We start from the raw sequence: 25,033 nt of genomic DNA, 5'->3' as shown, positions 1-25,033 counted from the left end.
CGGGGGCCCACCTCGCGGCCGGGAGGCCCAGTCCCCTATATCCCGTTACCTCCTCATTGTGTGCTGCGCGCTCGTACGGCCCGCAAGCCGAACTCGTACGGCCCGCGACGCGACGCGGTCGGCCCTCCCGAGGGGCGGACCGCCCGGCGCCTGCCTAGCGTGGCTCCCGTGAGCGAACAGGCATCCGGCGGCCGGACCGGCACCCGGCGCAGCGCGAAACACGGCTGGGCCGCGGCCCTCGTGGCCGTGCTCGCCGGGCTCGTGGCCATGCTGGTCACGGCGGCACTCGGCCTGTGGGCCGCGGGCGCGGGCGGGCTGCCCGGGAGCTCCTTCCCCCGAGTGGTCGCCGCCGTCGTGGTGATGGCGGCCGGCGGTTCCGTCGAACTGGCCGGAAACGCCGGAGAACTCGCCCAGACCCACGCCGACATCTCGGTCCTGCCCCTCTCCGTCACCCTCGTCGGAGCCCTGGTGATCGCCGCGGGCTTTCTGCGGCCCCTGCGCCACCGGGCCGTCGCGAGCGGCGGCGAACTCCTCGGCTGGGCCGGGCGGGTGGCCGTGCCGTGGGTGGTGGCACTCGTCGTCCTCTCGCTCCTGGCCAGGCAGGACTTCGACATCCCCGTCACGGACCCGACCGGCGGGATCATCGAGGGTGTCCTGGACGGCCCGCCCAAGGTCGGATTCCGGACGAACCTGCCCCTCACCCTGCTCTTCGGCCTGCTGTGGCTCGCGGGCGTCATGATCCTCGCCGTCCTCGTGTCGCGGGCCGCCCCGCTCCCCGCCCGCCTCGTCCGCTTCCAGGAGTCGGTGCGCCCGGCCGCGTACGCGATGGTGGCGCTGCTGCTCGTGTACGTGGTCCTGGGCGTCATCATCGGTCTCGTCGTCGCCGCGACGCGCGGCCACGCGTCCGAGACGTTCGCCGTGATCCTCCTCGGCCTGCCCAACCTCGTCTGGTTCGCCTACACGATCGGCCTCGGCGCGTCCTGGGAAGGCAAGGTCGACGGCCCGTTCGGCCTGCCCGTACCGCACATCCTCGACGCCGTGCTCCGCACGCCCGACATCTCCACCATCGACGTCAGCACGCTCGCCGAGCAGGACGGCCGTGTCTGGTGGTCGGTCGCGGTGGCCGCGATCCTGACACTGGCGGCCGCGTTCGGCATGGCGCTGCGGTCGCCCGCCCGGATGCGGGCCTGGCAGCACGCCGTCCACATGGCGGTGGCCCTCGTCCTGACCGTGCTCGCCATCTGCCTCCTCGCCCGCGTCTCCGCGCACTACGGCCTGTCGCTCCTCGGCATCGGCGACATCGGCGGCGGGCTCGGCGGGGAGGTGTCGCTCCGCCCGAACGTGTGGAGCGCCCTCGGCCTCGCGGTCCTGTGGGGCCTGGTCACCGGGTTCCTCGGCGGCCTGCTCGCGTCCCGGCGCCACCGGCGCGGAGAGGTGGAGACGGCGAAGCCGGACCGGGGCTGACCGGATCGGCATCGACCGGACCGGAGCCGACCGGATCGGCGTCGACCGCGGGGCTGAGCTGAGTAGGGCTGAGCTGAAGGGACAGGACAGGAGGTGGAGGGGAGCAGAGGGGAGGGGAGGGGAGGACGGGCCGGGCGGGCTAGCGCGCGAGGCCCGTGAAGACCGGCAGCGCCCATCGCGGGGGTGCGGGCGGGGGCTCGGCGGTGGGGGACCACGTGGTGATCCGGCCGTTCACCTGCGTCGGGGGATGGTTGTCCCGGGCGCCGCCACGGGCCGCCGCGCGCAGGGCCGCCACGAACTGGAGGCACGAGTCGTAGCGGTCGTCCGGGCTCTTCGCCAGCGCCTTGGCGAGTACGTCGTTCATCGCCGCCGGGAGATCCGGGCGCAGCCCGGTCACGGGCGGCGGCGGGTCGAACTGGTGGGCCCACAGCAGCGCCATGTCGTCGTCGCGCTGGAACGGCGGCAGGCCGGTCAGGGTCTCCTGGACGACACAGGCGAGGCTGTAGACGTCGCACCGGCCGTCGACCGGCCGGCCGGAGATCTGCTCGGGCGCCACATAGTCGAGTGTGCCGACGAACTGGCCCACGGACGTGAACCCCGTCAGCGACAGCGACTTCTTCGTCAGGCCGAAGTCGGTGAGGTACACGTGCTCGGGGTGGTCGCTGTCCGTTCCCGCGGCGACCAGGATGTTGCCCGGCTTCACGTCCCGGTGCACCAGGTCGTGGTCGTGGGCGGCATCGAGCGCGGACGCGACCTGCGCGGCGATCCGTACCGCCGTCGCCACGGGCAGCGGACCCTGGCGATCGATGAGCGCGCGCAGGTCCTGGCCCGCGACGAAGCGCATGGCGATGTAGAGGATGCCCTCGGTCTCGCCGGCCTCGAAGACGGGCACGATGTGCGGATGGTCGATCGCGGCGGCGACGCGCGACTCGTGCGTGAACCGTTTACGGAAGGTGTCGTTGCGGACGAGTTCGGGGGCGAGCAGCTTGAGCGCGACCGTGCGGTCGAGACGCAGGTCCAACGCCCGGTAGACGACGGCCATGCCGCCCCGGCCGATCTCGCTCTCCACGCGGTACCCGGCGATCTGCCGTCCGAGCAGATCGGACGCACGGCCGACGGGCAACTGCGGATCGTCCGTCATCGCCGGTCACCGGGCCTGGGGGCGTCCCGTACGGGGGCGGAGGCGGAGGGGTCCCGGGCGCCGCGCTCCGCCGGGCCGTGGCCGTTCGTCTCCTTCGGGTCCACGATGCGTGTCGGCTCGGGGGCGGGGGGTGTTCCGTCGGCGTTCTCGTCCGGGCTGGGGGGCGTGCCGTGCGGGCCCGATGCGGCGGCCTCTCCCGGGTCCACGACGCGCGTGGGTTCCGGGGCGGGGGGTGTTCCGTCGGTGCTCTCGTCCGGGCTGGGGGGCGTGCCGTGCGGGCCCGATGCGGCGGCCTCTTCCGGGTCCACGATGCGCGTGGGTTCCGGGGCCGCGGCCGGTGCGGGAGCCGCTGCGGGCTCGGCCGCGGGCGCCGGAGTCGCCGCGCTCGGCCGTCCCGGTCCTGCCCCCGCCGCGTACGTACTCAGCTGCGTGCCGTCGCAGTACACCCACCGCTCGTGCTCGGCGTCGTACAGCCACACGGCCTCGCCGTCGACGACCATCCCCACCCGCAGCCCCTGCGTGCGGCGCTGGAACGTCTCCCGGTCGATGCGCTCCTCGGCCAGTTCCTGTGCCGCCCGCCGGTACTGGCCCGCGGCCTCCTCGACGCGTGCCATCAGCGGGCGCGGATCCGCCGTGCGGGCCATCGGCTTTCCGGCCTCCGGCGGGTCGCGCGGCACGGCGACGAGCAGGCGACCGTCGACCCATGCCGACCAGCCGTTGGCGCACACGATCCGGCCCCAGTCCGCGCGCCGTTCGACCAGTTCGACGGGGAGCAGCGGGTCGAGCGGCTGCGTGGGCCGGGACACGTCCGGCTCCTCCCAGGCGGGCATCCCGTCCGGGGGCACGACATGGGTGGGGCGGAACTCCGGTGTCGCCATGGGCGCCTCTTCGCTACTTCCGCATGATGGCGGGCTCGTGCCGGCGCAGCAGACGCGCGACGGCGAACCCGAAGACGGCCGAGAGCACGACCAGCATCCCCATGTCGAGCAGCCACACCCCGGTGGCGTGCTCGAACAGGGGGTCGCTCGTCAGCTTCCCCGGCACGATCCGGGACAGACCCACCGTGCCCGCCATCGCGGCCAGCGCCCACCGCGACGGGACCAGCCACGACAACTGCTCGATGCCGGGCACCCCGTGCAGTTGGAGCAGCGCGCCGCAGAACACGACCTGGATGATCGCGAGGAGCACCAGGAGCGGCATGGTGACCTCCTCCTTGCGCACCAGGGCGGACACGAGCAGACCGAGCATCATCGCCGTGAACGACAGGAGCGCCACCGTCAGCGTGATCTCCACCAGCGGAGGCATCAACACCCCCTTGCCGCCTGGCGCGTCGAGGTCGACACCGACGAGCCCGACGAGCGTCAGCACAATGGCCTGGAGCACCGTGATCGTGCCGAGGACGACGACCTTGGACATCAGATACGCGGATCTGGACAGCCCGACGGCACGTTCCCGCTGGTAGATCACCCGTTCCTTCACCAGCTCGCGCACGGCGTTGGCGGCCCCCGTGAGCACACCGCCCACACACAGCAGGAGCAGCGCGTTCATCGCCGACTCCGGGGTGAGACGGCTGCCGGCCAGCGCACGCACCATCGCACCCATGACGAACGGCAGCGCGATCATGATGGCGAGGAAGGTCCGGTCGGCGCTCAGCGCGGCCGCGTACCGGCGCACGAGCGTCCGCAGCTGCGCGCCCCAGCTCCGTGTCCTCGGCGGCGGGGCCACCTCCTTCGCGGGAGTGGTCGTCAGCCGGGGCTGCGCCGTGGAGTTCACGATGTACCGACGGTGGAACGGGGACGTGCTGTAGTCCTGCGCCCAGCCGCGGTCGCGGTCGTTCTCGAACGCCTCGAACGCCTCCGGCCACTCCTCGAAGCCGAAGAACCCGAGCGCGTCCCCCGGCGGGCCGTAGAACGCGATCCTCCCGCCGGGGGCGAGGACCAGCAGCCGGTCGCACACGTCCAGGCTGAGGACGCTGTGCGTGACGACGATGACGGTCCGCCCGTCGTCGGCGAGGCCGCGCAGCATGTGCATCACCGAGCGGTCCATGCCCGGGTCGAGCCCGGAGGTCGGCTCGTCGAGGAAGAGCAGTGACGGCTTCGTGAGCAGTTCGAGGGCGACGCTGACGCGCTTGCGCTGACCGCCGGAGAGGCTGTGGATCGGCTGCCTCGCCCGCTGCTCGAGGCCCAGCTCGCGGACGACCTCGTCGACGCGGTCGCGCCGTTCCGACTTCTCGGTGTCCTGCGGGAAGCGGAGTTCGGCCGCGTATCCGAGGGCCCGGTGCACGGTCAGCTGCGAGTGCAGGATGTCGTCCTGCGGCACGAGCCCGATGCGCTGGCGCAGTTCGGCGTAGTCGCGGTACAGGTCGCGGCCGTCGTACAGGACCGTGCCCCGGTCGGCGGGGCGCAGCCCGGTCAGCGCGTTGAGCAGCGTGGACTTGCCCGCGCCGCTCGGGCCCACGACGGCGAGCAGGCACTTCTCGCCGACCGGGAACGAGACGTGATCGAGAAGCGTCTTGCGGCCCCGGTCCACGGTGACCGCCAGGTCCTGGACGTCGAGCGAGACCTCGCCGGTGTCGACGAACTCCTGCAGCGTGTCGCCGACCAGGCAGAACGCGGAGTGGCCGATACCCACGATGTCCCCGGGCGAGACCCGCGCGCGGGAGACCGGCGTGCCGTTGAGGTAGGTGCCGTTGTGCGAGCCGAGGTCGACGATCTCGTACGTGCCGTCGGGTTGCGCCCGCAGCTCCGCGTGGCGGCGGGAGACGATCAGGTCGTCGACCACGAGGTCGTTGTCGGGGCTGCGGCCGATGTGCACGGTGCGGGCGGGCAGCGGCCGCACGGTCGTCGGCCGCCGGAACGTGCCGGTCGCGCCGGGCATGGAGACGGCGGAGGGCCGTTCGGGGGCGCGGGTCGTCGCTGACACCTGATCAAGTACGTGATCAGGGATGCGGTCCGGCACCTGATCCGACAGGTGATCCGTCACGGGTTCGGGCGGTGGCGGCGGTGGCTCGTGGCCGACCAGTACGGCGCGCGGCCCGTCCGCGGGGTGACCGAATCTGATGACCGTGCCCGGTCCCACCCCGGACTCGTGGATGCGCCGGCCCCCGGTGTACGTGCCGTTCGTACTGTCCTCGTCCTCCAGAGACCAATGGTCGTCGACGGGCCGGAGCACTGCGTGGTGCCATGAGACGCGGGCGTCGTCGAGGACGATGTCGCTCAGGGGGTCGCGACCGACGTGGTAGTCCCTGCTCGGGCTCATCACCGTGGGTCCGGCATCGGTTTCGAGCACAAGCTCGGGCGCAGTCGGGGCGACGGGCCGCTCTGCCATGTCCGAATTCTATCGATGTGTACTGGTGTGTGCCTGATCGGGCGAGCGCTCCGGCCGCACACAGGCCCGGCACAGGCCGGTCTCAGCCCGGCCTCAGCTCGTTAAGAGAGCTCTCAGACTCCGTCCGTACGGTGCGGTGCATGGTTACGAAGACTGATGACGAGACGACCGAGACCCCTGAGTCCACCACCGCCGAGACCACGGAAACTGCCGCCGAGACTCCTGAGGTCAGCGAGGTCACCAAGGAGGCCGAAGGTACCGACGCCGCCGAGGCTGCCGACGCCGTCGAGGACACGGACGCGGATCTCGACGACGAGCCGTTCGCGACCGCCGCGCCCGCGGAGGACTCCTCCGGTGCGGGGCAGGGCGCCGGCGCCGTCGTCTCCGCGGCACTCGGCGTCGTCGCGCTCAGCGGCAGCTGGGTCGCGACCGTCGCCTCGGCCCGCGAGTCCCTGATCGGCCAGCTCCAGACCTCGCAGAGCGCAAGCGTCGCCAAGCAGGTCTCCGAGGTCTACGGCGACTCATGGCACGCCACCGCCCTGGTCGGCGGTATCTTCGCGCTCCTCGCGCTGATCGTCGGCGCGGTCGTCCTGGCCAGGCCCGCGTTCGGCGCCCCGGGCAGGCCGCAGGCCGTGTGGATCAAGTCGGTCGCCTGGGCGGGTGTCTCCCTCGGCGTCCTCGGTCTGCTGCTCGCCGTGGCGAAGTACACCGACATCCTCATGGCGCTCCCCTCGACCTCTTCCTGACTCCTGCTTCCTGAGACGTGCGTCGGGGGTGCCTCAGGCCGGGTCGGGGGTGCCTCAGACCGGTCTGAGGTCCTCTGAGGTACGTCTAAGGCACCCCGTACCCGCAACATGCGGCACTCTCCCGATGTGGCGGACCCCCCTGGGAGACGAGTGTTGAGGCATCGCAGAAAGCGAAGCCGAAACCCACTCGCCACCAGGGAGCACCAGATGTACGCGTACGAGATCCACCAGGTCCGCGCCACCGAACTCATCCGCAGGGCCGAGCACAGCCGGCTGGTCCGCGAGGCCCGTGAAGCCCGGCGCAGCCGGCGCGCGGAGCGCCGCGCCTCCTCTGCCGGCCAGGACGCGGAGGGCCGGGTGAACAGTCCGCGCTCGGGCCGCTCGCGTTTCGCACGTGCGGCCTGACGATGAGGGCAGAGCCGGGGGAGGGCCACACGGGTGTGGTCCTCCCTTTCCACGTCGGTTCCGACGCACGCGCGGCCGACAGCCGGATCGAGGTCACTCACCCGCGCCCCACTCCGCCCTCGGCGATAACGGGTGCCGCTGCGTCGGACCCCTGTGCGATGCTCGCCCCTGTGGAGACCAGGTGCGTCAGCCCGGTGTTCGTCGGTCGCGCCGGCGAACTGGGCGTACTCAACAAGGCGCTCGCCCGTGCCACCACGGGGGAGCCGCAGGCCATGCTGCTCGGCGGGGAGGCGGGGGTCGGAAAGACCCGTCTCGTCGAGGAGTTCGCGCTCGCCGCGGGACGCGAGGGCGCCGTCGTCGCGCTCGGCGGATGCGTAGAGATCGGCGCGGACGGGCTTCCGTTCGCCCCCTTCTCGACGGCTCTGCGCGCCCTGCGCCGACAGTTGCCCGAAGAGTTCGTCGCGGCGGCCGCCGGACAGGAGACCGAGCTGGCACGGCTCCTGCCGGAACTCTCCCCCGCGCCGACCGGACGCGACGGACGCCACGGCGAGGAGAGCATGGCCCGGCTCTTCGAGCTGACGGCCCGTCTCCTGGAACGCGTCGCCGCGGACCGCACCGTCCTCGTCGTCCTGGAGGACCTCCACTGGGCCGACGCCTCCACCCGCCACCTCCTCTCCTACCTCTTCCGTACGCTGCGCAGCGGCCGCCTCGTCATCGTGGCCACGTACCGCGCCGACGACGTCCACCGCCGCCACCCCCTGCGCCCGCTCCTCGCCGAACTCGACCGTCTGCGCACCGTCACCCGCCTCGAACTCGACCGGTTCAGCCGCGACGAGGTGGCCCGCCAGGTCGCCGGGATCTTCGCCGCCGAGCCCGAACAGGCCCAGGTGGACGACATATTCGAGCGCTCCGACGGCAACGCGTTCTTCGTCGAGGAACTTGCCGTCGCCACCAGCGAGGGCTGCTGCACCGGCCTGTCCGAGACGCTGCGCGACGTGCTCCTCGTCCGCGTCGAGGGCCTTCCCGACGACGCCCAGCGCGTGGCCAGGATCGTCGCCGAGGGCGGCTCCACCGTCGAGTACGCGCTGCTCGCCGCCGTCGCCCGGCTCGGCGAGGACGAACTGATCGAAGCCCTGCGCGCCGCCGTCGGCGCCAACATCCTGCTCGCCACCCCCGACGGGGACGGCTACCGCTTCCGCCACTCCCTGGTCCGCGAGGCCGTCGGCGACGACCTCCTGCCCGGCGAACGCTCCCGCCTCAGCCGCCGTTACGCCGAGGCACTCGAAGCGGACCCCTCGCTCGTCCGCGCCGACGAACGCGTCACGCGCCTCGCGAGCTACTGGTACCACGCACACGACCCGGCCAAGGCCCTGCCCGCCGTCCTCGACGCGTCCGTCGAGGCTCGCCGCCGGCACGCCTACTCCGAGCAACTGCGGCTCCTGGAAAGGGCGATGAACCTCTGGGACGAGGCCCCCGAGGACGTCCGCGCCGCACTGCGCCCCGTCGACTACACCGAGGTCTACCCGCCCTGCGGCTGCGACCCCGCCACCACCCCGCTGCGCTATCTCGACCTGATGGCCGAGGCCGCCGTCGCCGGCCGGCTGTGCGGCGAACGTGAACGCTCCCTCAAGATCACCAAGCGTGCCCTGCGCCTCATCGACGACGCCGACGACGAGAAGGACCCCCTGCGCGCCGCCTGGTTCTGGATCCAGCGCTCCCGCCTCGTGCCGTCCCTCGGCCGCGGCGACGGCTGGGCCGAGATCGCCACCGCCCAGGAACTCGTACGCGGACTGCCGCCGTCCGAGGTGCACGCCGAGGTCCTCACCAACGTCGCCTCCTGGGGCATGCTCCACAACCCCGGTGAGGAGACCCTTGCCGCCGCCGAACGGGCCGTCGAATACGCCCGCATGGTCAAGGCCGAGGACATCGAACTGAACGCGAGACTCACTCTCGGCGGCCTCCTCGTCGACGCGGGGGAGGCCGACCGCGGCTTGGCCGAGATGTACGCCGTGCGCGACCGGGTCGTCGAGATCGGCCTCGTCCCGCAGGTCGGTCGCGTCCACATCAATCTCGCCTCCTCTCTGGAGAGCGCGGGCCGCTCCCTCGAGTCCGTGGCCGTCGCCGAGTCGGGCATGGACCTGTGCCGCCGGTACGGCCTCCTCGACTCGGAGGGCTGGGTCCTGACCAACATGGCCGAGTCCCTCACCTCGCTGGGCCGCTGGACCGAGGCCGACGCCGTCGTCGACACGGCCCTGCGGTCCTCCGCCCTGAGCGCCAAGCCCCGCGGCACGGCCGCCCTCCGCCGCGCGACCGTCGCGCTCGGCCGCGGCGACCACGCCGAGGCGTCCGCCCAGCTCGCCGCGGCCCGCGCCACCTACGGCACCCACGACACCATGCCCCAGTACGCGCTGCCCCTGTCGGCCCTCGCCGTAGGCATCGCGGCCGCCGCCGGCGGCACCCAGGGACTCCTCGACGCCCGCGCCGAACTCGCCCGTGTCGTCGCCGAGGGCATCCCGCCGAGCAATCAGCGATACGCCTGGCCCCTCCTCGTCGCCGCCGCCGTCGCCGAGGCCGACGCGCGGGGCCTGCCGGCCGCGGAGCCCGGCCGCGCCGGAGCCGTCGACCGCATCCGCACCGCCGCCAAGCACCTGGCCACCCCCATGCCCGTCTGGCTCGCCCACGAACAGTGGGTCCGCGCCGAACTCCTGCGCGCCGAAGGCCGCGACACCCCTGACGACTGGTCCCATCCCCTCACCACCTTCGAGTCGCTCGACCGCCCCCACGACCTCGCCCGTGTCCGCTTCCGCGCGGCGGAGTCCCTCCTCGTGGCAGCCGCCACGTTCGAGGACGAGAGGGAGCGGGCCACGGAACTGCTGCGGCTCGCCGGAGCCGTCGCCGACCACATCGGAGCGCGCCCGCTCACCGAGGCGGTCGCCCTCCTCGCCCAGCGTGCCCGGCTCACCCTGAACCCCGCCGCGCCACGCCCCCGGACCCCCGTCGACCCCGCCGAGGAACTCGGCCTGACCAGCCGCGAACGCGACGTCCTGCGCCTCGTCGCCGCCGGACGCAGCAACCGTCAGATCGCCGAGGAGCTCTTCATCTCCCCGAAGACGGCGAGCGTCCACGTCTCCAACATCCTCGCCAAGCTGGGCGTCGCCGGCCGCGGCGAGGCAGCCGCCCTGGCCCACCGCCTGAGACTGTTCGCTCCGACGGGCTGAGTCGCAGACCGCAATGGGATCGTCACGAAGGGTGAAATTTCGCGCTGTCGTACGCTGGACGGAGGTCTCGGCCACCCGGAGGCGCCGTGTTCAACATGTTCGAGGAGCTGTTCTCGCCCGGTCGCAAGAACACCAACGAGGAGCGCAAACGGCTGGAGCTGACCCGCGTCGATCTCAACGACGGCGACCCGGGGCGCGGCCCCATAGACCTCACCTCCGGCACGGTGGTGGTCCGCGTCCCCGCCCAGACACCACCTCACCCGGCGGACGCGAAGGACGTGACGGACGTGACGGACGTGACGGACGAAGCGGAGCCGAGGGAGCCGGCCCCCGAGGCGGACGCGCCCGACCTCGCCGTCCCCGCTCCCTCCGACGGCGAGACCTGAGCGCCGGCTCCGCTCCCGCCGGGGACCCGGCGGGCCCCGCCCTTCAGGACACCTCCAGCTCCAGGATCCGGTCGTCGCCCTTCCGGGGCGTGCCTCTCGAGTCCGTGTTGCTCGTCGTCAGCCACAGCTTGTTCCGGTCCGCGGCGACCACCGTGCGCAACCTTCCGTATGTGCCCTGGTCGGTCGCCTCGTCGACGAGGAAGGCCTGGGGCTCGGCCGCCGGCCCAGCCCCCTTCAGGGGGATCCGCCACAGCCGCTGGCCTCTCAGGCCCGCCATCCAGATCGAGCCCTCCGAGTAGGCGATGCCGCTCGGCGACGCCTCGGACGTGTGCCACACGGCCACCGGGTCGTGGAAGCCGGGCCTGCCGCCCTTGCCCTCGACGTCGGGCCAGCCGTAGTTGTCCCCCGGCACGATCAGGTTGAGCTCGTCCCATGTGTCCTGGCCGAACTCCGAGGCCCACAGCCGCTTGTCCTTGTCCCAGGCGAGCCCCTGCACATTGCGGTGGCCGTACGTATAGACCACGGAGTCGCCGAAGGGGTTTCCGGGGGCCGGTCTGCCGTCCGGGGTCATCCGCAGGATCTTGCCGCCGAGGGACTTCTTGTCCTGGGCATACTTCTTCACGTACGTCTCACCCGTGCCCGCGTAGAGCAGCCTGTCCGGGCCGAACGCGATGCGCCCACCGTTGTGGTTCGTGCCCTTCGGGATGCCCTTGAACACCGTCTCGGGCGCGCCCAGCTGATCACCCGGCGGCTTCTTCGCGTCGTACCGCATGCGCACGATGCGGTTGTCCGACTTCGCGGTGAAGTACGCGTAGACCCAGTGGTCGGAGGCGAACGACGGGGAGAGGGCCAGGCCGAGCAGTCCGCCCTCGCCGGCCGGGACCACCCCGGGCACGGTGCCGACCTCGGTCTTCTTGCCCGTCTTCGTGTCGACCCGCGTGATCGTCGCCTCGTCCCGCGAGGACACCAGCAGGCCGCCGCCCGGCAGCGGAGCCAGGCCCCAGGGGGAATTCAGGCCCTCGGCGACCGTGCGCACGACCTTCACCGAACCCTTCACGGGACCGGTGTCGCCCCCCGCGTTACCGGAAGGTTCGGACGAGCCGGCGGAGGCGCTGTGCCGACCGTCCGGCGGACCGTCGGCACCCGAGGAGCACCCCGCCGTGAACAGGATCGAGGCACAGGCCAACACGGCCAACACGGGCTGCACACCTGGACGTTGCACGATCGGATCCCCTCGACGCTGCGGACCGGGCGGCTCTTCTGCGCTGCGGTTCTCTTGTTCATACACCGCAGCCACCCCGCAGGTTCCCGATCGACTCCGACGCGTTCGGAGTAACTCACTCCCGCCCGCCGCTCTCCCGGTCCCAGCCGTCAGAGCCCCCATCAGCCCCCCGGAACTTCCAGCCCCAGCCCTCAGAACTTCCCCTCTCAGCCCTCAGAGCACCCCGCCCTCAGAGTGCCCCGCCCCGGAGCTCTCCGCCCCCGAGCTCCCGGCCTGCCCCGAGCTCCCCTCTCAGTCCCAAGACCCCCGGGCTCGCGGCAGTTCCCCGATCTCCGACAGATCACGCTCCGTGAGCCGTAGTTCCGCGGCCGCGGCGTTCTCCGCCGCCCACCGCTCCCGCTTGGCACCCGGCACCGGGACCACGTGCCGCCCGCGGCTCAGCACCCAGGCCAGCGCCACCTGCGCAGGAGTGACCGCTTCCCCGTGCCGCGCGGCGATCCGGCGCAGGCCCGCCACGATCGGCTGGTTGGCCGCCATCATCTCCGCGGTGAACCGGGGATGCCGGGCCCGCAGATCGTCCGGTTCGAAGCCCTGCCCCGGCGTCAGCGTGCCCGTGAGGAAGCCGTTGCCCAGCGGCATCGCCGCGAGGAATCCCACGCCCCGCGCCTCGCACCACGGCAGCAGCGCCTCCAGGGCCTCCGGCGACCACACCGAGAGCTCGGCCTCCACCGCGCTCACCGGGAACACCTGCTGCACCCGCTCCAGCTGCCGGATCGTTCCCGCATGCAGCCCGGCCCTGCCCCGCCGCGTCGCCCGCGCTCCCACCGCGCACAGCCCGAGCGCCCGCACCTTCCCCGCGCCCACCAGCTCCGCCATGGCGCCCCACGTCTCCTCGACGGGCACCTCGGGGTCGGCCCGGTGCAGCTGGTACAGATCGATCGTGTCGGTCTGGAGCCGCCGAAGCGACGCGTCGCAGGCCCGCTTCACATACCCGGGCCGGCCGTTGGCGACGATGTGCTGCTCCCCGACGAGCAGCCCGCACTTGGTCGACACGAAGGCGTCGCCCCGGCGCTCCTTCAGGACCCGTCCGAGCAGCAGCTCGTTCGTGAACGGCCCGTACATGTCCGCCGTGTCCAGCAGGGTCGACCCCCGGTCCAGCGCGGCATGCACAGTGCGTACGGACTCGTCGCCCCGCTGTCGCGAGCCGGTGTAGGCCCAGCTCATCGGCATGCACCCGAGCCCGATCGCGCCCACCTCGAGCGCTGCCGCCCCGATCGTCCTGCGCTCCACCTGGAAGTAGCCTCCCTCTGCGTGTTCGAGAGGCACCCAAACTAACCTCTGGGACCCGGCCCCCCGCGCACAGCCCACCTCCCATTAGCCTCCTGACCATGAGTGCTGAGGTATCCGCCGACGTTTGGCTCCCGTTCCGTGCAGACGAGGTCCCCGGGCTTCCCGAGGGGCTCAACTACCGCTTCTGGGACGGCGGCCCCGAGTTTCCCGCCGATCCGGCCGACTGCGCCTTCTACGTGGTCCCTTACATGAAGGGCGCGGACGTCGGTGTACGCCCCATGGCGCAGATGACGTCCGTACGGGCCGTGCAGACGCTCTCCGCCGGCGTCGACCATGTACAGGGAGGCCTCGGTGCGCTCCCGTCGGGCGTGCAACTGTGCAACGCGCGCGGCGTGCACGAGGCGAGCACCGCCGAGCTCACCCTCGCCCTGATCCTGGCGTCCCTGAGGGGCATCCCCGGGTTCGTGCGAGGACAGGAGAGCGAGGAGTGGCGCTCTGGCTTCTATCCGGCGCTCGCCGACAAGAACGTACTGATCATCGGGTACGGGTCGATCGGATCCGCCATCGAGGACCGGCTCGCTCCCTTCGAGTGCGCGCGGGTGGTGCGCGTCGCACGCTCCGCCCGCACGACCGCGCGCGGCCCTGTGCATCCGCTCACCGAACTGCCCGCGCTGCTTCCCGAGGCGGACGTGGTGATCCTTTCGACGCCGCTCAACGAGGCGACGCGAGGTCTCGCGAACGCAGCCTTCCTGGCACGACTCAAGGACGGCGCCCTCCTCGTGAATGTCGCGCGCGGGGCCGTCGTCGACACCGAGGCGCTCCTGGCCGAACTGAAGAGCGGCCGGATCACCGCCGCTCTCGACGTCACCGATCCCGAACCCCTGCCCCAGGGGCACCCGTTGTGGCACGCTCCCGGAGTGCTCGTCAGCCCGCACGTCGGCGGCTCCACATCCGCCTTCTGGCCGCGGGCCAAGCGTCTGCTCGCCGCGCAGCTGACCCGGTTCGCGGCGGGAGAACCGCTCGAGAACGTCGTCCTGACGACGGACTGAGGGCGGGCTCCGGAGAGGTCCGTCCGCCGCCTCCCGGCCCGGCATCACGTGCCCTCGTACACACTCCGCGCCCGCCCGGATGCTCTCTGTGCGCACATCCTCCCTGGTCGTCACGGAGAGTAGATATGCTATGTCCCTGAGTGACGAGTCTGGTGTATCGTCCCGACTGGGCTAGCGCCGTGGAGAGTTCGGCGCGGGGGACGGACAACCGGACTGTGAGGGGGCGACGGGCGATGCATGGCCTATGGGCGAACGATCCGACGCGGCGGGGCCGCCGGCGACGACTCGCGCGCGCCCCGATCCGCACGATCCGACCCGGCTGCCACGGCAGCCGCAGGGGCGTGCGCCACAGGAACGGCGGGCGCAGAAGGCCTCAGCAGGCAGCTCACGGAAGCGGGGGCACGGGGGCGGCACGGACCGGAGTCATTCCGTGAGCGCCCCCGGAGCCGTGATCACCGGCCGCCGCCTGTTCCAGGGCGGAGGGGCCGGGCTCGCCTCACAGCTCGTGCTCGCCCTCCTGTGCGCCGGGTACGCCACGGGATCCGTGCTCGGCTGGGGATCCGACCGGCTCGCCCTGTTCATGGGTGACTTCGGACTCAGCGCCGCCGCCGCGGTCGCCGCCGTGTCGAACTTCGCGTACGCACGCCGTCGGCGCACTCGCTTTCGACCGGCCTGGATCCTGTTCGCGGTCTCCTCCGCCATGGCGTCCCTGGGGAACGGGGTGTGGGGCTGGTACGAGGTCGTCCTCCAGCGTCCGGTGCCGACCCCGAGCCTCGCCGATCTCTTCTTCCTGTGCTTCGCCCCGCCCGCCATCGTCGGACTGCTGGTCCTCGCCAAGCGCCCCTTCACCAAGGCGGGTTGGGTGTGTCTCGCGCTCGACTCCTGGCTCATCGCCGGCTCCCTGATCACGCTGTCCTGGAGCCTCGCCCTCGCACACGCCGCGCGGTTCGAGGGGCAGAGCGTCACCCGCACCGCGCTCTCCCTCGCGTACCCGCTCCTCGACATCGTGCTGGTCAGCATGGTGCTCGCGCTGCACTTCCGGCGCTCGTCCGGCAACCGCACGGCGGTGAACACCGCGATCGGCGCGCTCGCCCTGACCGTCATGTGCGACGCCCTGTTCACCTCGCCCCTGCTCCACGCGAGTTATCACTCGGGGGAGATCCTCGACGCCGGCTGGTTCGCCGGCTCGCTGCTGCTCGCGTCCGCGCCGTGGGTGGGGGCGCGGCGCGGGGAGCACGGGGAAGGACCGGCGTTCGTGCGGTACCAGGTCACCCGCCCCATCTCCGGATCACTCGCCGCGCTCACGCCCTATCTGGCCGCCGCCGTCTGCACGTTGGGGATTCTCTACAACGTCCTGAACGGCCACAGAGTCGACCGTGTGGTCCTCCTGACGGCCTGCACGGTCGTCCTGGCCCTCGTCGTCCGCCAGGGCATCATGCTCCTCGACAACATCACCCTCACCCAGGAGCTGGCGCAGAAGGAGAACCACTTCCGCTCCCTGGTGCAGGGCTCCAGCGACGTCATCATGATCGCCGCTCCGAACGGCGTCCTCAGATACGTCAGCCCGGCCGCCGTCGGGGTCTACGGACGCGATGCCGAGGAGCTCGTCGGATCCGAGCTCGCCTCGATCATCCATCCCGAGGACCTCGGGCGCGTGGTCCACGAAGTGCGCCGCTTCCTCGCGGCGAGCCAGATCGAGGAGCCCACGACCCGGATCGAGTGCCGCTTCCGCTCCGGCACCGGCACCTGGCTGAACGTGGAGTCGACGGTCAACCGCCACCACGGCGGCCTCATCCTCAACAGCCGGGACGTCACCGAACGGGTGCGTCTGCAGGCTCAGTTGCAGCACAACGCCGAGCACGACCCGCTCACCGACCTGCCCAACCGCGCCCTGTTCACCAAGCGGGTCGGCCACGCGCTGGGAGGCCGCCGCGCCACCGATCGCGGTACGGCCGTCCTCTTCATCGACCTCGACGGCTTCAAGCAGGTCAACGACACCATCGGTCACCAGGCGGGCGACGAACTCCTCGTCCAGGCCGGCCGGCGACTGGCCGAATCCGTGCGCTCCGGGGACACCGCCGCCCGCCTGGGAGGCGACGAGTTCGCGGCGCTGATCGTCGGCGACGGCAGCCGCGACGACACCGCGCGTGAGCAGCACATCTACGAGCTGGCGGACCGCCTCAGGGTCACGCTCTCACAGCCGTACGCCATCGACGGCAACGATGTCCGGGTGGCCGCCTCCATCGGCGTGGCCTTCGCCGAACCCGACGTATCCGCAGGCGAGTTGTTGCGGAACGCGGACCTGGCGATGTACCGGGCGAAGGCCGCGGGCAAGGGCCGGGTGGAGCTGTACGCGCCCCAGATGCAGGCCGACGTCGTCCGCAAGGCGGAGCTCGCCACCCGTCTGCGCGCCGCCCTGCACGAAGGCGAGTTCGCCCTGCTGCACCAGCCGGTCGTCTCCCTCGACACGGGCCGGATCGCGTCGGTCGCGGCGCAGGCCCGCTGGCGCTCGACCCAGGGCATCCTGTTCACGCCCGCCGAGTTCCTGCGCACCGCCGAGGAGGGCGAGCGCACCGCCGAGCTCGGCCGCTGGATGCTGGAGGAGGCCGTCGAGCAGGCCGCCGAGCGGGGCCGCAGAGGTCATGCCGTGCCCGTGGCCGTCCGGATCGGCGCCCGCAGGCTCCTCGACCGGTCGCTGCCCCTCGGCTCCGTCGAGGCGCTCCTGACCCGGCACGGACTGCCCTCCGGCGCGCTGGTCATCGAACTGGCCGACAGCGACCCCAGGGTCCCCCTGGACGAACTGGAGCGCCGTCTCACCGCGCTGCGCAGGCTCGGCGTGCGGATCGCCCTGGACGGCTTCGGCAACGGATACGCGGCCGTCACGGCGCTGCGCAGGCTCCCTGTCGATGTACTGAAACTCGACCGCAGCCTTGTAGAAGGGGTGGTGGAATCCGCCCGCCTGCACAAGATCACCAGTGGTCTGCTGCGCATCGCCCGTGACCTCGGCCTGCATTCCGTGGCGGACGGCGTCGACCTGCCCGAGCAGGTCGTCGCACTGCGCGCCATGGGGTGCACACATGGACAGGGAATGGCCTTCTCCGGGCCGCTCGACGAGTACCGGCTGCGCCACGCGCTGGCCTCGGGGAACTACCCGATGCCCAGCGGTCCGGCCGAGCCGGTGTTCGCGGGCGTGCCGTCACCGGTCGGCCGGGCGACCCTGCTGCGCTCACATAATGAGACTCCCGTCCCACCTACTTGACACGCACTGTGTGCCGGGGGGAGGGTCAATGCCATGCGCACCCGAATTCTCGTACTTGGAAAGCGCGTCGGCTGAAGCTGGGACCCACCGGTCGGAACACCGGATCCCAGCGACCGCACCCGGCGCGCTCCCCTCGCTTGCCTCACGGCACGAGGGGTTTTTTGTTGCACCAGCGCGTGTAATCCAGTAACCGAACACCGTACAAACCTCGCAAAAACCCTCAGCATCGAGAAGAGAATGCCGATGACCGAGCAGGCCACCGGGGCCCACCATCCGCAGCCGCGGCCCCGAGGACAGCAGTCCGCCCCCGTCGAGCACGTCACGGGGGCGAAGTCCCTCATTCGTTCGCTCGAGGAGGTCGGGGTCGACACCGTATTCGGCATTCCCGGCGGCACGATCCTTCCCGCGTACGACCCGATGATGGACTCCGAGAAGGTCCGTCACGTCCTCGTCCGGCATGAGCAGGGTGCGGGTCACGCGGCCACGGGTTACGCGCAGGCCACCGGCAAGGTCGGTGTGTGCATGGCGACTTCGGGTCCGGGTGCCACGAACCTGGTGACGCCGATCGCCGACGCGTACATGGACTCGGTGCCGCTGGTCGCGATCACCGGTCAGGTCGTGTCCAACGCGATCGGCACGGACGCCTTCCAAGAGGCGGACATCGTCGGCATCACGATGCCGATCACCAAGCACAGCTTCCTCGTCACCAAGGCCGAGGACATCCCGAAGGCGATCGCGGAGGCGTTCCACATCGCCTCGACCGGTCGCCCCGGCCCGGTCCTCGTCGACATCCCGAAGGACATCCTGCAGGCGCAGACGACGTTCTCCTGGCCGCAGACGCAGGACCTGCCCGGCTACCGCCCGGTGACCAAGCCGCACGCCAAGCAGATCCGCGAGGCCGCGAAGCTGATCACCGCCGCGAAGCGGCCGGTCCTCTACGTCGGCGGCGGTGTGCTCAAGGCGCACGCCACGGCCGAGCTGAAGGTCCTCGCGGAACTCACCGGAGCGCCCGTCACCACCACCCTGATGGCGCTCGGCGCATTCCCCGACAGCCACCCGCTGCACGTGGGAATGCCGGGCATGCACGGTGCGGTCACCGCCGTCACCGCGCTGCAGAAGGCCGACCTGATCGTCGCCCTCGGAGCCCGCTTCGACGACCGCGTCACCGGCAAGCTGGACAGCTTCGCCCCGTTCGCGAAGATCGTCCACGCCGACATCGACCCGGCCGAGATCGGCAAGAACCGCGTCGCCGACGTGCCGATCGTCGGCGACGCCCGCGAGGTCATCGCCGACCTGGTCCAGGCCGTGCAGAAGGAGCACAGCGAGGGCCACAAGGGCGACTACAGCGCCTGGTGGAAGGACCTCAGCCGCTGGCGCGACACCTACCCGCTGGGCTACGACCAGCCCGAGGACGGCTCGCTCTCGCCGCAGAACGTCATCGAGCGGATCGGCCAGCTCGCGCCCGAGGACACGATCTTCGCCGCGGGTGTCGGCCAGCACCAGATGTGGGCCGCGCACTTCATCCAGTACGAGAAGCCCGCCACCTGGCTCAACTCCGGCGGCGCCGGAACGATGGGCTATTCGGTGCCCGCCGCGATGGGTGCGAAGGCCGGCATGCCGGACCGCGCCGTCTGGGCGATCGACGGCGACGGCTGCTTCCAGATGACCAATCAGGAACTGACCACCTGCGCGCTCAACAACATCCCGATCAAGGTCGCCATCATCAACAACGGCGCCCTCGGCATGGTCCGCCAGTGGCAGACGCTGTTCTACAACCAGCGCTACTCCAACACGGTGCTCCACAGCGGCCCGGACGACGTCCAGGCCAACAAGGGCACCCGCGTCCCCGACTTCGTCAAGCTGTCGGAGGCCATGGGCTGCTACGCCATCCGGTGTGAGCGCCCCGAGGACCTGGACAAGGTCATCGAAGAGGCCAACTCCATCAACGACCGCCCCGTCGTCGTCGACTTCATCGTCCACGAGGACGCCATGGTGTGGCCGATGGTCGCCGCCGGCACCTCCAACGACGAAGTCATGGCCGCCCGCGGGGTCCGCCCCGACTTCGGCGACAACGAAGACGACTGAGACCGAGAGCGAAAGAGAGACCAAGAGCCATGTCCAAGCACACGCTCTCCGTCCTGGTCGAGAACAAGCCAGGTGTCCTCGCCCGGATCACCGCGCTGTTCTCCCGCCGAGGGTTCAACATCGACTCCCTGGCGGTCGGCGTCACCGAGCACCCCGACATCTCCCGCATCACCATCGTGGTGAATGTCGAGGACCTGCCGCTCGAACAGGTCACGAAGCAGCTCAACAAGCTGGTCAACGTCCTGAAGATCGTCGAACTGGAGCAGGGCCACGCCGTCCAGCGTGAGCTCGTCCTCGCCAAGGTCCGCGCCGACAACGAGACACGCTCGCAGATCGTCGAGATCGTCCAGCTGTTCCGCGCCAAGACCGTGGACGTCTCCCCGGAGGCCGTCACCATCGAGGCCACCGGTTCCAGCGACAAGCTGGAGGCGATGCTCAAGATGCTGGAACCCTTCGGCATCAAGGAGCTCGTCCAGTCGGGCACCATCGCGGTCGGCCGCGGCTCGCGCTCCATCACCGACCGGAGCCTGCGGGCGCTCGACCGCACGGCCTGAGCCCCCAGGCGCCTGCGAGCGCCCTCTCGTATACCGAGACCCGAAAACTTCCCTCCGCAATCCCGCCGTACGGTGGGACGCAACACCTGCACACCAAGGAGAAAATCCAGTGGCCGAGCTGTTCTACGACGACGATGCCGACCTGTCCATCATCCAGGGCCGCAAGGTCGCGGTGATCGGTTACGGCAGCCAGGGCCACGCCCACGCGCTGTCGCTCCGTGACTCCGGCGTCGACGTCCGCGTCGGTCTGCACGAGGGCTCCAAGTCCAAGGCCAAGGCCGAGGAGCAGGGCCTGCGCGTGGTGACGCCGTCCGAGGCCGCCGCCGAGGCCGACGTCATCATGATCCTGGTCCCGGACCCGATCCAGGCCCAGGTCTACGAGGAGTCCATCAAGGACAACCTGAAGGACGGCGACGCACTGTTCTTCGGCCACGGCCTCAACATCCGCTACGGCTTCATCAAGCCCCCGGCCAACGTGGACGTGGCGATGGTCGCGCCCAAGGGCCCGGGTCACCTGGTGCGCCGTCAGTACGAAGAGGGCCGCGGCGTTCCGTGCATCGCGGCCGTCGAGCAGGACGCCACGGGCAACGGCTTCGCCCTGGCCCTCTCCTACGCGAAGGGCATCGGCGGCACCCGCGCCGGCGTCATCAAGACGACCTTCACCGAGGAGACCGAGACCGACCTGTTCGGTGAGCAGGCCGTCCTGTGCGGTGGCACCGCCGCGCTGGTCAAGGCGGGCTTCGAGACGCTGACCGAGGCCGGCTACCAGCCGGAGATCGCGTACTTCGAGTGCCTCCACGAGCTGAAGCTCATCGTCGACCTCATGTACGAGGGCGGCCTGGAGAAGATGCGCTGGTCGATCTCCGAGACCGCCGAGTGGGGCGACTACGTCACCGGCCCGCGCATCATCACGGACGCCACCAAGGCCGAGATGAAGAAGGTCCTCGCCGAGATCCAGGACGGCACGTTCGCCAAGAACTGGATGGACGAGTACCACTCGGGCCTGAAGAAGTACAACGAGTACAAGACCCAGGACGAGAACCACCTCCTGGAGACCACCGGCAAGGAGCTCCGCAAGCTCATGAGCTGGGTGGACAACGACGAGGCGTAAGCCTTGCGACGAGGGGGCCGGGGCGAATGCCCCGGCCCCCTCGTCGAGGTGGACGGCCCGCGGCGCTCTCGCGTCAACCTGGTTGTCCACCCCGTCCAGCCACGGACGGGTGATCCTTCCACGGAGGCGCAAGACCACCCCCGAAGCGCCACTAGACTGCTGAACACATTCGCGTCGGGCCCACAGCGTCGTGCGTCTACCACGCGGCACAGCGACATCGAAGAAGTGCAAGCGCGTCCCCACGCCGCCCGGCACGCACTCTCGCCGGACCGGCCAAAGGCACGAGTAGCCCCGCTACGAGAGCCTTCGTCCGGCACACCGAGAGCACGCACCGAACGACGCGGGAACGCACCCGCACTTCCCCGGCGCCGCTGACACCCCTCCACCGCCTGCGGCCGTCGGGACGGCCGTCCGCAATGGGACTTGTGAGGACTCACGTGAGCACTGCTGCAACCGGCAAACCCGTCGTACTCATCGCGGAAGAGCTGTCTCCCGCGACCGTCGACGCTCTTGGCCCTGACTTCGAGATCCGCCAGTGCAACGGCGCCGACCGGGCCGAGCTGCTCCCGGCCATCGCCGACGTCGACGCGATCCTGATCCGTTCGGCCACCAAGGTCGACGCCGAGGCGATCGCCGCCGCGAAGAAGCTGAAGGTCGTCGCCCGAGCCGGTGTCGGCCTCGACAACGTCGACGTCTCCGCCGCCACCAAGGCCGGCGTGATGGTCGTCAACGCGCCGACCTCCAACATCGTGACCGCCGCCGAGCTCGCCTGCGGTCTGCTCATCGCCACCGCGCGCAACATCCCGCAGGGCAGCCAGGCCCTCAAGGCGGGCGAGTGGAAGCGCTCCAAGTACACGGGCGTCGAGCTGGCCGAGAAGACCCTCGGCGTCGTGGGCCTCGGCCGCATCGGCGCGCTCGTCGCGCAGCGCATGTCCGCCTTCGGCATGAAGGTCGTCGCGTACGACCCGTACGTGCAGCCCGCGCGCGCCGCCCAGATGGGCGTCAAGGTCCTCACCCTCGACGAGCTGCTCGAGGTCTCCGACTTCATCACGGTGCACCTCCCCAAGACCCCCGAGACGGTCGGCCTCATCGGCGACGACGCGCTGCGCAAGGTCAAGCCGGCCGTCCGCATCGTCAACGCCGCGCGCGGCGGGATCGTCGACGAGGCGGCGCTGTACTCGGCGCTCAAGGAGGGCCGCGTCGCCGGCGCCGGCCTCGACGTGTACGCCAAGGAGCCCTGCACGGACTCCCCGCTGTTCGAGTTCGACCAGGTCGTGGCCACCCCGCACCTCGGTGCCTCCACGGACGAGGCGCAGGAGAAGGCCGGTATCGCCGTCGCCCGCTCCGTGCGGCTCGCGCTCGCCGGTGAGCTCGTGCCGGACGCGGTGAACGTCCAGGGCGGCGTCATCGCCGAGGACGTCAAGCCGGGCCTGCCGCTCGCCGAGAAGCTCGGCCGGATCTTCACCGCGCTCGCGGGCGAGGTCGCGGCCCGCCTCGACGTCGAGGTCTACGGCGAGATCACCCAGCACGACGTGAAGGTGCTCGAACTCTCCGCTCTCAAGGGCGTGTTCGAGGACGTCGTCGACGAGACGGTGTCGTACGTGAACGCTCCGCTGTTCGCGCAGGAGCGCGGCGTCGAGGTCCGCCTCACCACGAGCTCCGAGTCCCCGGACCACCGGAACGTCGTCACCGTGCGCGGCACGCTGACCGGCGGCGAGGAGATCTCGGTCTCCGGCACGCTCGCCGGCCCCAAGCACCTCCAGAAGATCGTCGCCGTCGGCGAGTACGACGTGGATCTCGCCCTGGCCGACCACATGGTCGTCCTGCGCTACGAGGACCGTCCCGGTGTCGTCGGCACCGTGGGCCGCGTGCTCGGCGAGGCGGGCATCAACATCGCCGGCATGCAGGTCGCCCGCGCGAACGTGGGCGGCGAGGCGCTGGCCGTCCTGACCGTCGACGACACGGTTCCCGCCGGGGTGCTCAGCGAGCTGGGCGAGGAGATCGGCGCCACGTCGGCGCGCTCCGTGAACCTGGCGGACTAGTTCTTGGTACATGGCGGGGCCCGGGTCACCCTTTCGGTGGCCCGGGCCCTTCTTTTTTCTCCCCCACCCGAACGGAAGAGGCGGGTCGGGAAGGAGGTCAGGCCGTCGCCCGCTCCGGCTCCCGCCGCTCCTGCGGCTGCGGCGCGGCCACCCCGCGCAGGCCCCGCAGGGCCAGTACCGCCGCCCCCAGCAGGACCACCCCGCCGGCCAGCGCGGCGAAGTGCATGCCGCTCGTGAACGCCTCCCGGGCCGACGCCAGGAGCGCGTCGCCCGCCCGGCCCGGCAGGTGCTGCGCCACCGCGAGCGCTCCGCCCAGCGTCTCCTTCGCCTCGGCCGGAGCGTCGCCGATCCGGTGGCGGTAGACCGCCGTACCGATCGAGCCCAGGACGGCCATGCCGAGGGCGCCGCCGAACTCCTGGCCCGTCTCGAGCAGGGACGACGCCGCGCCCGCCTTCTCCGCGGGCGCCGCGCCGAGCGCCAGGTCGGTCAGCTGCGAGCCCACGATCACCGCGCCGGAGGCGAGTACACCCGCTCCGGCCAGGACGGTCCACAGGGAGTCCGTGCCGGTCAGGGTCAGGAGGCCGTAGCCGCAGGCGCTGGTGAGGAAGCCGGCCGTGACGACGGAGCCGCGGTGCACGCCCCGCTGCACGAGGACCGTCGCGACGGGGGCCGCGAGACCGATGAACACGGTCGGCGCGAGCGCCCACAGCGCCGCTTCGAGCGCGCTCTTGCCGAGGACGGCCTGGAGGTACTGCGTCGTGAAGTACGCCGACCCCATCATCGCGAAGGCCGAGATGAGGTTGAGGGTGACGGCGGGGCCGAAGCCGCGGCCCCGGAAGAGGGCCGGCGAGATCATCGGTGACTCGACGGTGCGCTGACGGCGTACGAACAGGGCGCCGAAGACGAGGCCGACGACGATCGAGGCGACGTAGAGCGGCTCGAAGCCCTCGGAGGGGATCTCCTTGATGCCGTAGACGAGGGGGAGCACCGCGGCCATCGACAGCGGGACGCTCAGGATGTCGAAGCGGCCCGGCCGCGGGTCCTTGAACTCGGGGAGCAGGACCGGGGCGAGCAGCAGGAGCAGGGCCATCGCGGGCAGGTTGACGAGGAAGACCGAGCCCCACCAGAAGTGCTCGACGAGGACGCCGCTCATCACCGAGCCGAGCGCGATGCCGCCGGTCATGACGCCGGACCAGATGCCGATGGCCGTCGCGCGCTGTTTGTCGTCGCGGAACATGTTGCGCACCAGGGCCATCGTCGTGGGCATCAGGGTCGCGCCGCCGATGCCGAGGATCGCGCGGGCCGCGATCAGCATTTCCGCGCTGTTCGCGTAGGCCGCGCAGACGGAGGCGGCGCCGAAGGCGGTGGCGCCGATCATCAGAAGCTTGCGTCGGCCGATGCGGTCACCGAGGGAGCCCATCGTCATCAGCAGGCCGGCGAGCACGAACGCGTAGATGTCGAAGATCCACAGCTGCTGGGTGCCGGTGGGTTCGAGGTCCGCGCTGATCGAGGGGATCGCGAAGTAGAGGACGGAGACGTCCATCGAGACGAGGAGCAGCGGAAGCATCAGGACCGCGAGAGCCGTCCATTCACGGCGCCCCGCACGGGAGTTGGTGCTCGGTGAGTTCGTCATGAGGAGGACTGTACGGACGTCTTACACGCTTGTCTAGTACGAACGTATAGATCGCTTGTGTGAGACGGCGGTATGGGACGCCCGTATGGGACATCCGTATG

17 protein-coding genes are annotated in these 25,033 nt (G+C 71.1%); 11 read left to right on the top strand and 6 right to left on the bottom strand.

The window, feature by feature from the left end:
• Positions 1 to 168 precede the first annotated feature (168 nt).
• Positions 169 to 1,464 (top strand): streptophobe family protein, encoded by a 1,296-nt coding sequence (locus tag ACFC96_RS18905; protein ID WP_376613205.1) that lies wholly within the window; start codon positions 169 to 171, stop codon positions 1,462 to 1,464.
• A gap of 139 nt (positions 1,465 to 1,603) precedes the next feature.
• Here ACFC96_RS18905 and ACFC96_RS18900 read toward each other — a convergent pair whose 3' ends face one another.
• Genes ACFC96_RS18900 through ACFC96_RS18890 form a run of 3 tightly spaced genes read right to left on the bottom strand, consistent with a single transcriptional unit; the run spans position 1,604 to position 5,932 of the window.
• A complete protein-coding gene (locus ACFC96_RS18900) occupies positions 1,604 to 2,605 on the bottom strand; it encodes a serine/threonine-protein kinase (protein WP_376613203.1) in 1,002 nt (333 codons plus the stop codon).
• Positions 2,602 to 3,483: a hypothetical protein gene (locus ACFC96_RS18895; protein WP_376613201.1), complete on the bottom strand. Its 882-nt coding sequence runs from the start codon at positions 3,481 to 3,483 to the stop codon at positions 2,602 to 2,604. The genes ACFC96_RS18900 and ACFC96_RS18895 overlap by 4 nt, the downstream gene beginning before the upstream one ends.
• A 13-nt stretch (positions 3,484 to 3,496) precedes the next feature.
• Positions 3,497 to 5,932, bottom strand: coding sequence for an FHA domain-containing protein (locus ACFC96_RS18890; RefSeq protein WP_376613199.1), 2,436 nt, complete (start codon positions 5,930 to 5,932; stop codon positions 3,497 to 3,499).
• 140 nt (positions 5,933 to 6,072) lie between these two features.
• Here ACFC96_RS18890 and ACFC96_RS18885 point away from each other — a divergent pair, with 140 nt between their 5' ends.
• The 4 genes from ACFC96_RS18885 to ACFC96_RS18870 all read left to right on the top strand — a co-directional run bounded on the left by ACFC96_RS18885 (position 6,073) and on the right by ACFC96_RS18870 (position 10,687).
• Entirely contained in the window at positions 6,073 to 6,678 is a 606-nt protein-coding gene (locus ACFC96_RS18885; protein WP_376259302.1) for a hypothetical protein, read from the top strand.
• A 207-nt stretch (positions 6,679 to 6,885) separates the two neighbouring features.
• A complete protein-coding gene (locus ACFC96_RS18880) occupies positions 6,886 to 7,083 on the top strand; it encodes a hypothetical protein (protein ID WP_376259301.1) in 198 nt (65 codons plus the stop codon).
• 158 nt (positions 7,084 to 7,241) lie between these two features.
• Complete coding sequence (locus ACFC96_RS18875) at positions 7,242 to 10,301, top strand: AAA family ATPase (protein ID WP_376613198.1); 3,060 nt, start codon at positions 7,242 to 7,244, stop codon at positions 10,299 to 10,301.
• Between the two features lie 95 nt (positions 10,302 to 10,396).
• Positions 10,397 to 10,687, top strand: a complete 291-nt coding sequence (locus tag ACFC96_RS18870; RefSeq protein WP_376613276.1) for a DUF6191 domain-containing protein — start codon at positions 10,397 to 10,399, stop codon at positions 10,685 to 10,687.
• Between the two features lie 43 nt (positions 10,688 to 10,730).
• On the opposite strand, the gene ACFC96_RS18865 is transcribed toward ACFC96_RS18870, so the two are convergent.
• Together ACFC96_RS18865 and ACFC96_RS18860 are read right to left on the bottom strand one after the other, a co-directional pair.
• Positions 10,731 to 11,894: a PQQ-dependent sugar dehydrogenase gene (locus tag ACFC96_RS18865; protein ID WP_376613196.1), complete on the bottom strand. Its 1,164-nt coding sequence runs from the start codon at positions 11,892 to 11,894 to the stop codon at positions 10,731 to 10,733.
• Positions 11,895 to 12,200: 306 nt separating this feature from the next.
• Positions 12,201 to 13,199, bottom strand: a complete 999-nt coding sequence (locus ACFC96_RS18860) for an aldo/keto reductase (RefSeq protein ID WP_376259438.1) — start codon at positions 13,197 to 13,199, stop codon at positions 12,201 to 12,203.
• A 98-nt stretch (positions 13,200 to 13,297) separates the two neighbouring features.
• Between ACFC96_RS18860 and ACFC96_RS18855 the strand changes: the two genes are divergently transcribed.
• From ACFC96_RS18855 to serA, 6 genes are all read left to right on the top strand, one after another.
• Positions 13,298 to 14,248 (top strand): 2-hydroxyacid dehydrogenase, encoded by a 951-nt coding sequence (locus tag ACFC96_RS18855; RefSeq protein WP_376259295.1) that lies wholly within the window; start codon positions 13,298 to 13,300, stop codon positions 14,246 to 14,248.
• Positions 14,249 to 14,678: 430 nt separating this feature from the next.
• Complete coding sequence (locus ACFC96_RS18850; RefSeq protein WP_376613194.1) at positions 14,679 to 17,507, top strand: putative bifunctional diguanylate cyclase/phosphodiesterase; 2,829 nt, start codon at positions 14,679 to 14,681, stop codon at positions 17,505 to 17,507.
• A gap of 243 nt (positions 17,508 to 17,750) precedes the next feature.
• On the top strand, positions 17,751 to 19,592 hold the full coding sequence (locus ACFC96_RS18845; protein WP_376259291.1) for an acetolactate synthase large subunit: 1,842 nt from the start codon (positions 17,751 to 17,753) through the stop codon (positions 19,590 to 19,592).
• A 29-nt stretch (positions 19,593 to 19,621) separates the two neighbouring features.
• Positions 19,622 to 20,146: an acetolactate synthase small subunit gene (gene ilvN, locus ACFC96_RS18840; protein ID WP_100594986.1), complete on the top strand. Its 525-nt coding sequence runs from the start codon at positions 19,622 to 19,624 to the stop codon at positions 20,144 to 20,146.
• A 109-nt stretch (positions 20,147 to 20,255) separates the two neighbouring features.
• Positions 20,256 to 21,257, top strand: coding sequence for a ketol-acid reductoisomerase (gene ilvC, locus ACFC96_RS18835; protein WP_376259290.1), 1,002 nt, complete (start codon positions 20,256 to 20,258; stop codon positions 21,255 to 21,257).
• Between the two features lie 416 nt (positions 21,258 to 21,673).
• Positions 21,674 to 23,299: a phosphoglycerate dehydrogenase gene (gene serA / locus ACFC96_RS18830; RefSeq protein ID WP_376259288.1), complete on the top strand. Its 1,626-nt coding sequence runs from the start codon at positions 21,674 to 21,676 to the stop codon at positions 23,297 to 23,299.
• Positions 23,300 to 23,396: 97 nt separating this feature from the next.
• On the opposite strand, the gene ACFC96_RS18825 is transcribed toward serA, so the two are convergent.
• A complete protein-coding gene (locus ACFC96_RS18825; protein ID WP_376259287.1) occupies positions 23,397 to 24,932 on the bottom strand; it encodes an MFS transporter in 1,536 nt (511 codons plus the stop codon).
• Positions 24,933 to 25,033: the final 101 nt, after the last annotated feature.

It is taken from the genome of Streptomyces sp. NPDC055955, assembly GCF_042270245.1.
Classification (GTDB): domain Bacteria; phylum Actinomycetota; class Actinomycetes; order Streptomycetales; family Streptomycetaceae; genus Streptomyces.
Note: the sequence above shows the minus strand (reverse complement) of the source record. Positions and strands in the feature narration are given on the sequence as shown.

What these genes read in the sequence shown, in the direction of transcription:
- ACFC96_RS18900 (WP_376613203.1), bottom strand. Translation starts at nt 2,605, where the DNA reads ATGACGGACGATCCGCAGTTGCCCGTCGGCCGTGCGTCCGATCTGCTC.
- ACFC96_RS18895 (WP_376613201.1), bottom strand. Translation starts at nt 3,483, where the DNA reads ATGGCGACACCGGAGTTCCGCCCCACCCATGTCGTGCCCCCGGACGGG.
- ACFC96_RS18890 (WP_376613199.1), bottom strand. Translation starts at nt 5,932, where the DNA reads ATGGCAGAGCGGCCCGTCGCCCCGACTGCGCCCGAGCTTGTGCTCGAA.
- ACFC96_RS18885 (WP_376259302.1), top strand. Translation starts at nt 6,073, where the DNA reads ATGGTTACGAAGACTGATGACGAGACGACCGAGACCCCTGAGTCCACC.
- ACFC96_RS18880 (WP_376259301.1), top strand. Translation starts at nt 6,886, where the DNA reads ATGTACGCGTACGAGATCCACCAGGTCCGCGCCACCGAACTCATCCGC.
- ACFC96_RS18875 (WP_376613198.1), top strand. Translation starts at nt 7,242, where the DNA reads ATGCTCGCCCCTGTGGAGACCAGGTGCGTCAGCCCGGTGTTCGTCGGT.
- ACFC96_RS18870 (WP_376613276.1), top strand. Translation starts at nt 10,397, where the DNA reads ATGTTCGAGGAGCTGTTCTCGCCCGGTCGCAAGAACACCAACGAGGAG.
- ACFC96_RS18855 (WP_376259295.1), top strand. Translation starts at nt 13,298, where the DNA reads ATGAGTGCTGAGGTATCCGCCGACGTTTGGCTCCCGTTCCGTGCAGAC.
- ACFC96_RS18845 (WP_376259291.1), top strand. Translation starts at nt 17,751, where the DNA reads ATGACCGAGCAGGCCACCGGGGCCCACCATCCGCAGCCGCGGCCCCGA.
- ilvN (WP_100594986.1), top strand. Translation starts at nt 19,622, where the DNA reads ATGTCCAAGCACACGCTCTCCGTCCTGGTCGAGAACAAGCCAGGTGTC.
- serA (WP_376259288.1), top strand. Translation starts at nt 21,674, where the DNA reads ATGGGACTTGTGAGGACTCACGTGAGCACTGCTGCAACCGGCAAACCC.
- ACFC96_RS18825 (WP_376259287.1), bottom strand. Translation starts at nt 24,932, where the DNA reads ATGACGAACTCACCGAGCACCAACTCCCGTGCGGGGCGCCGTGAATGG.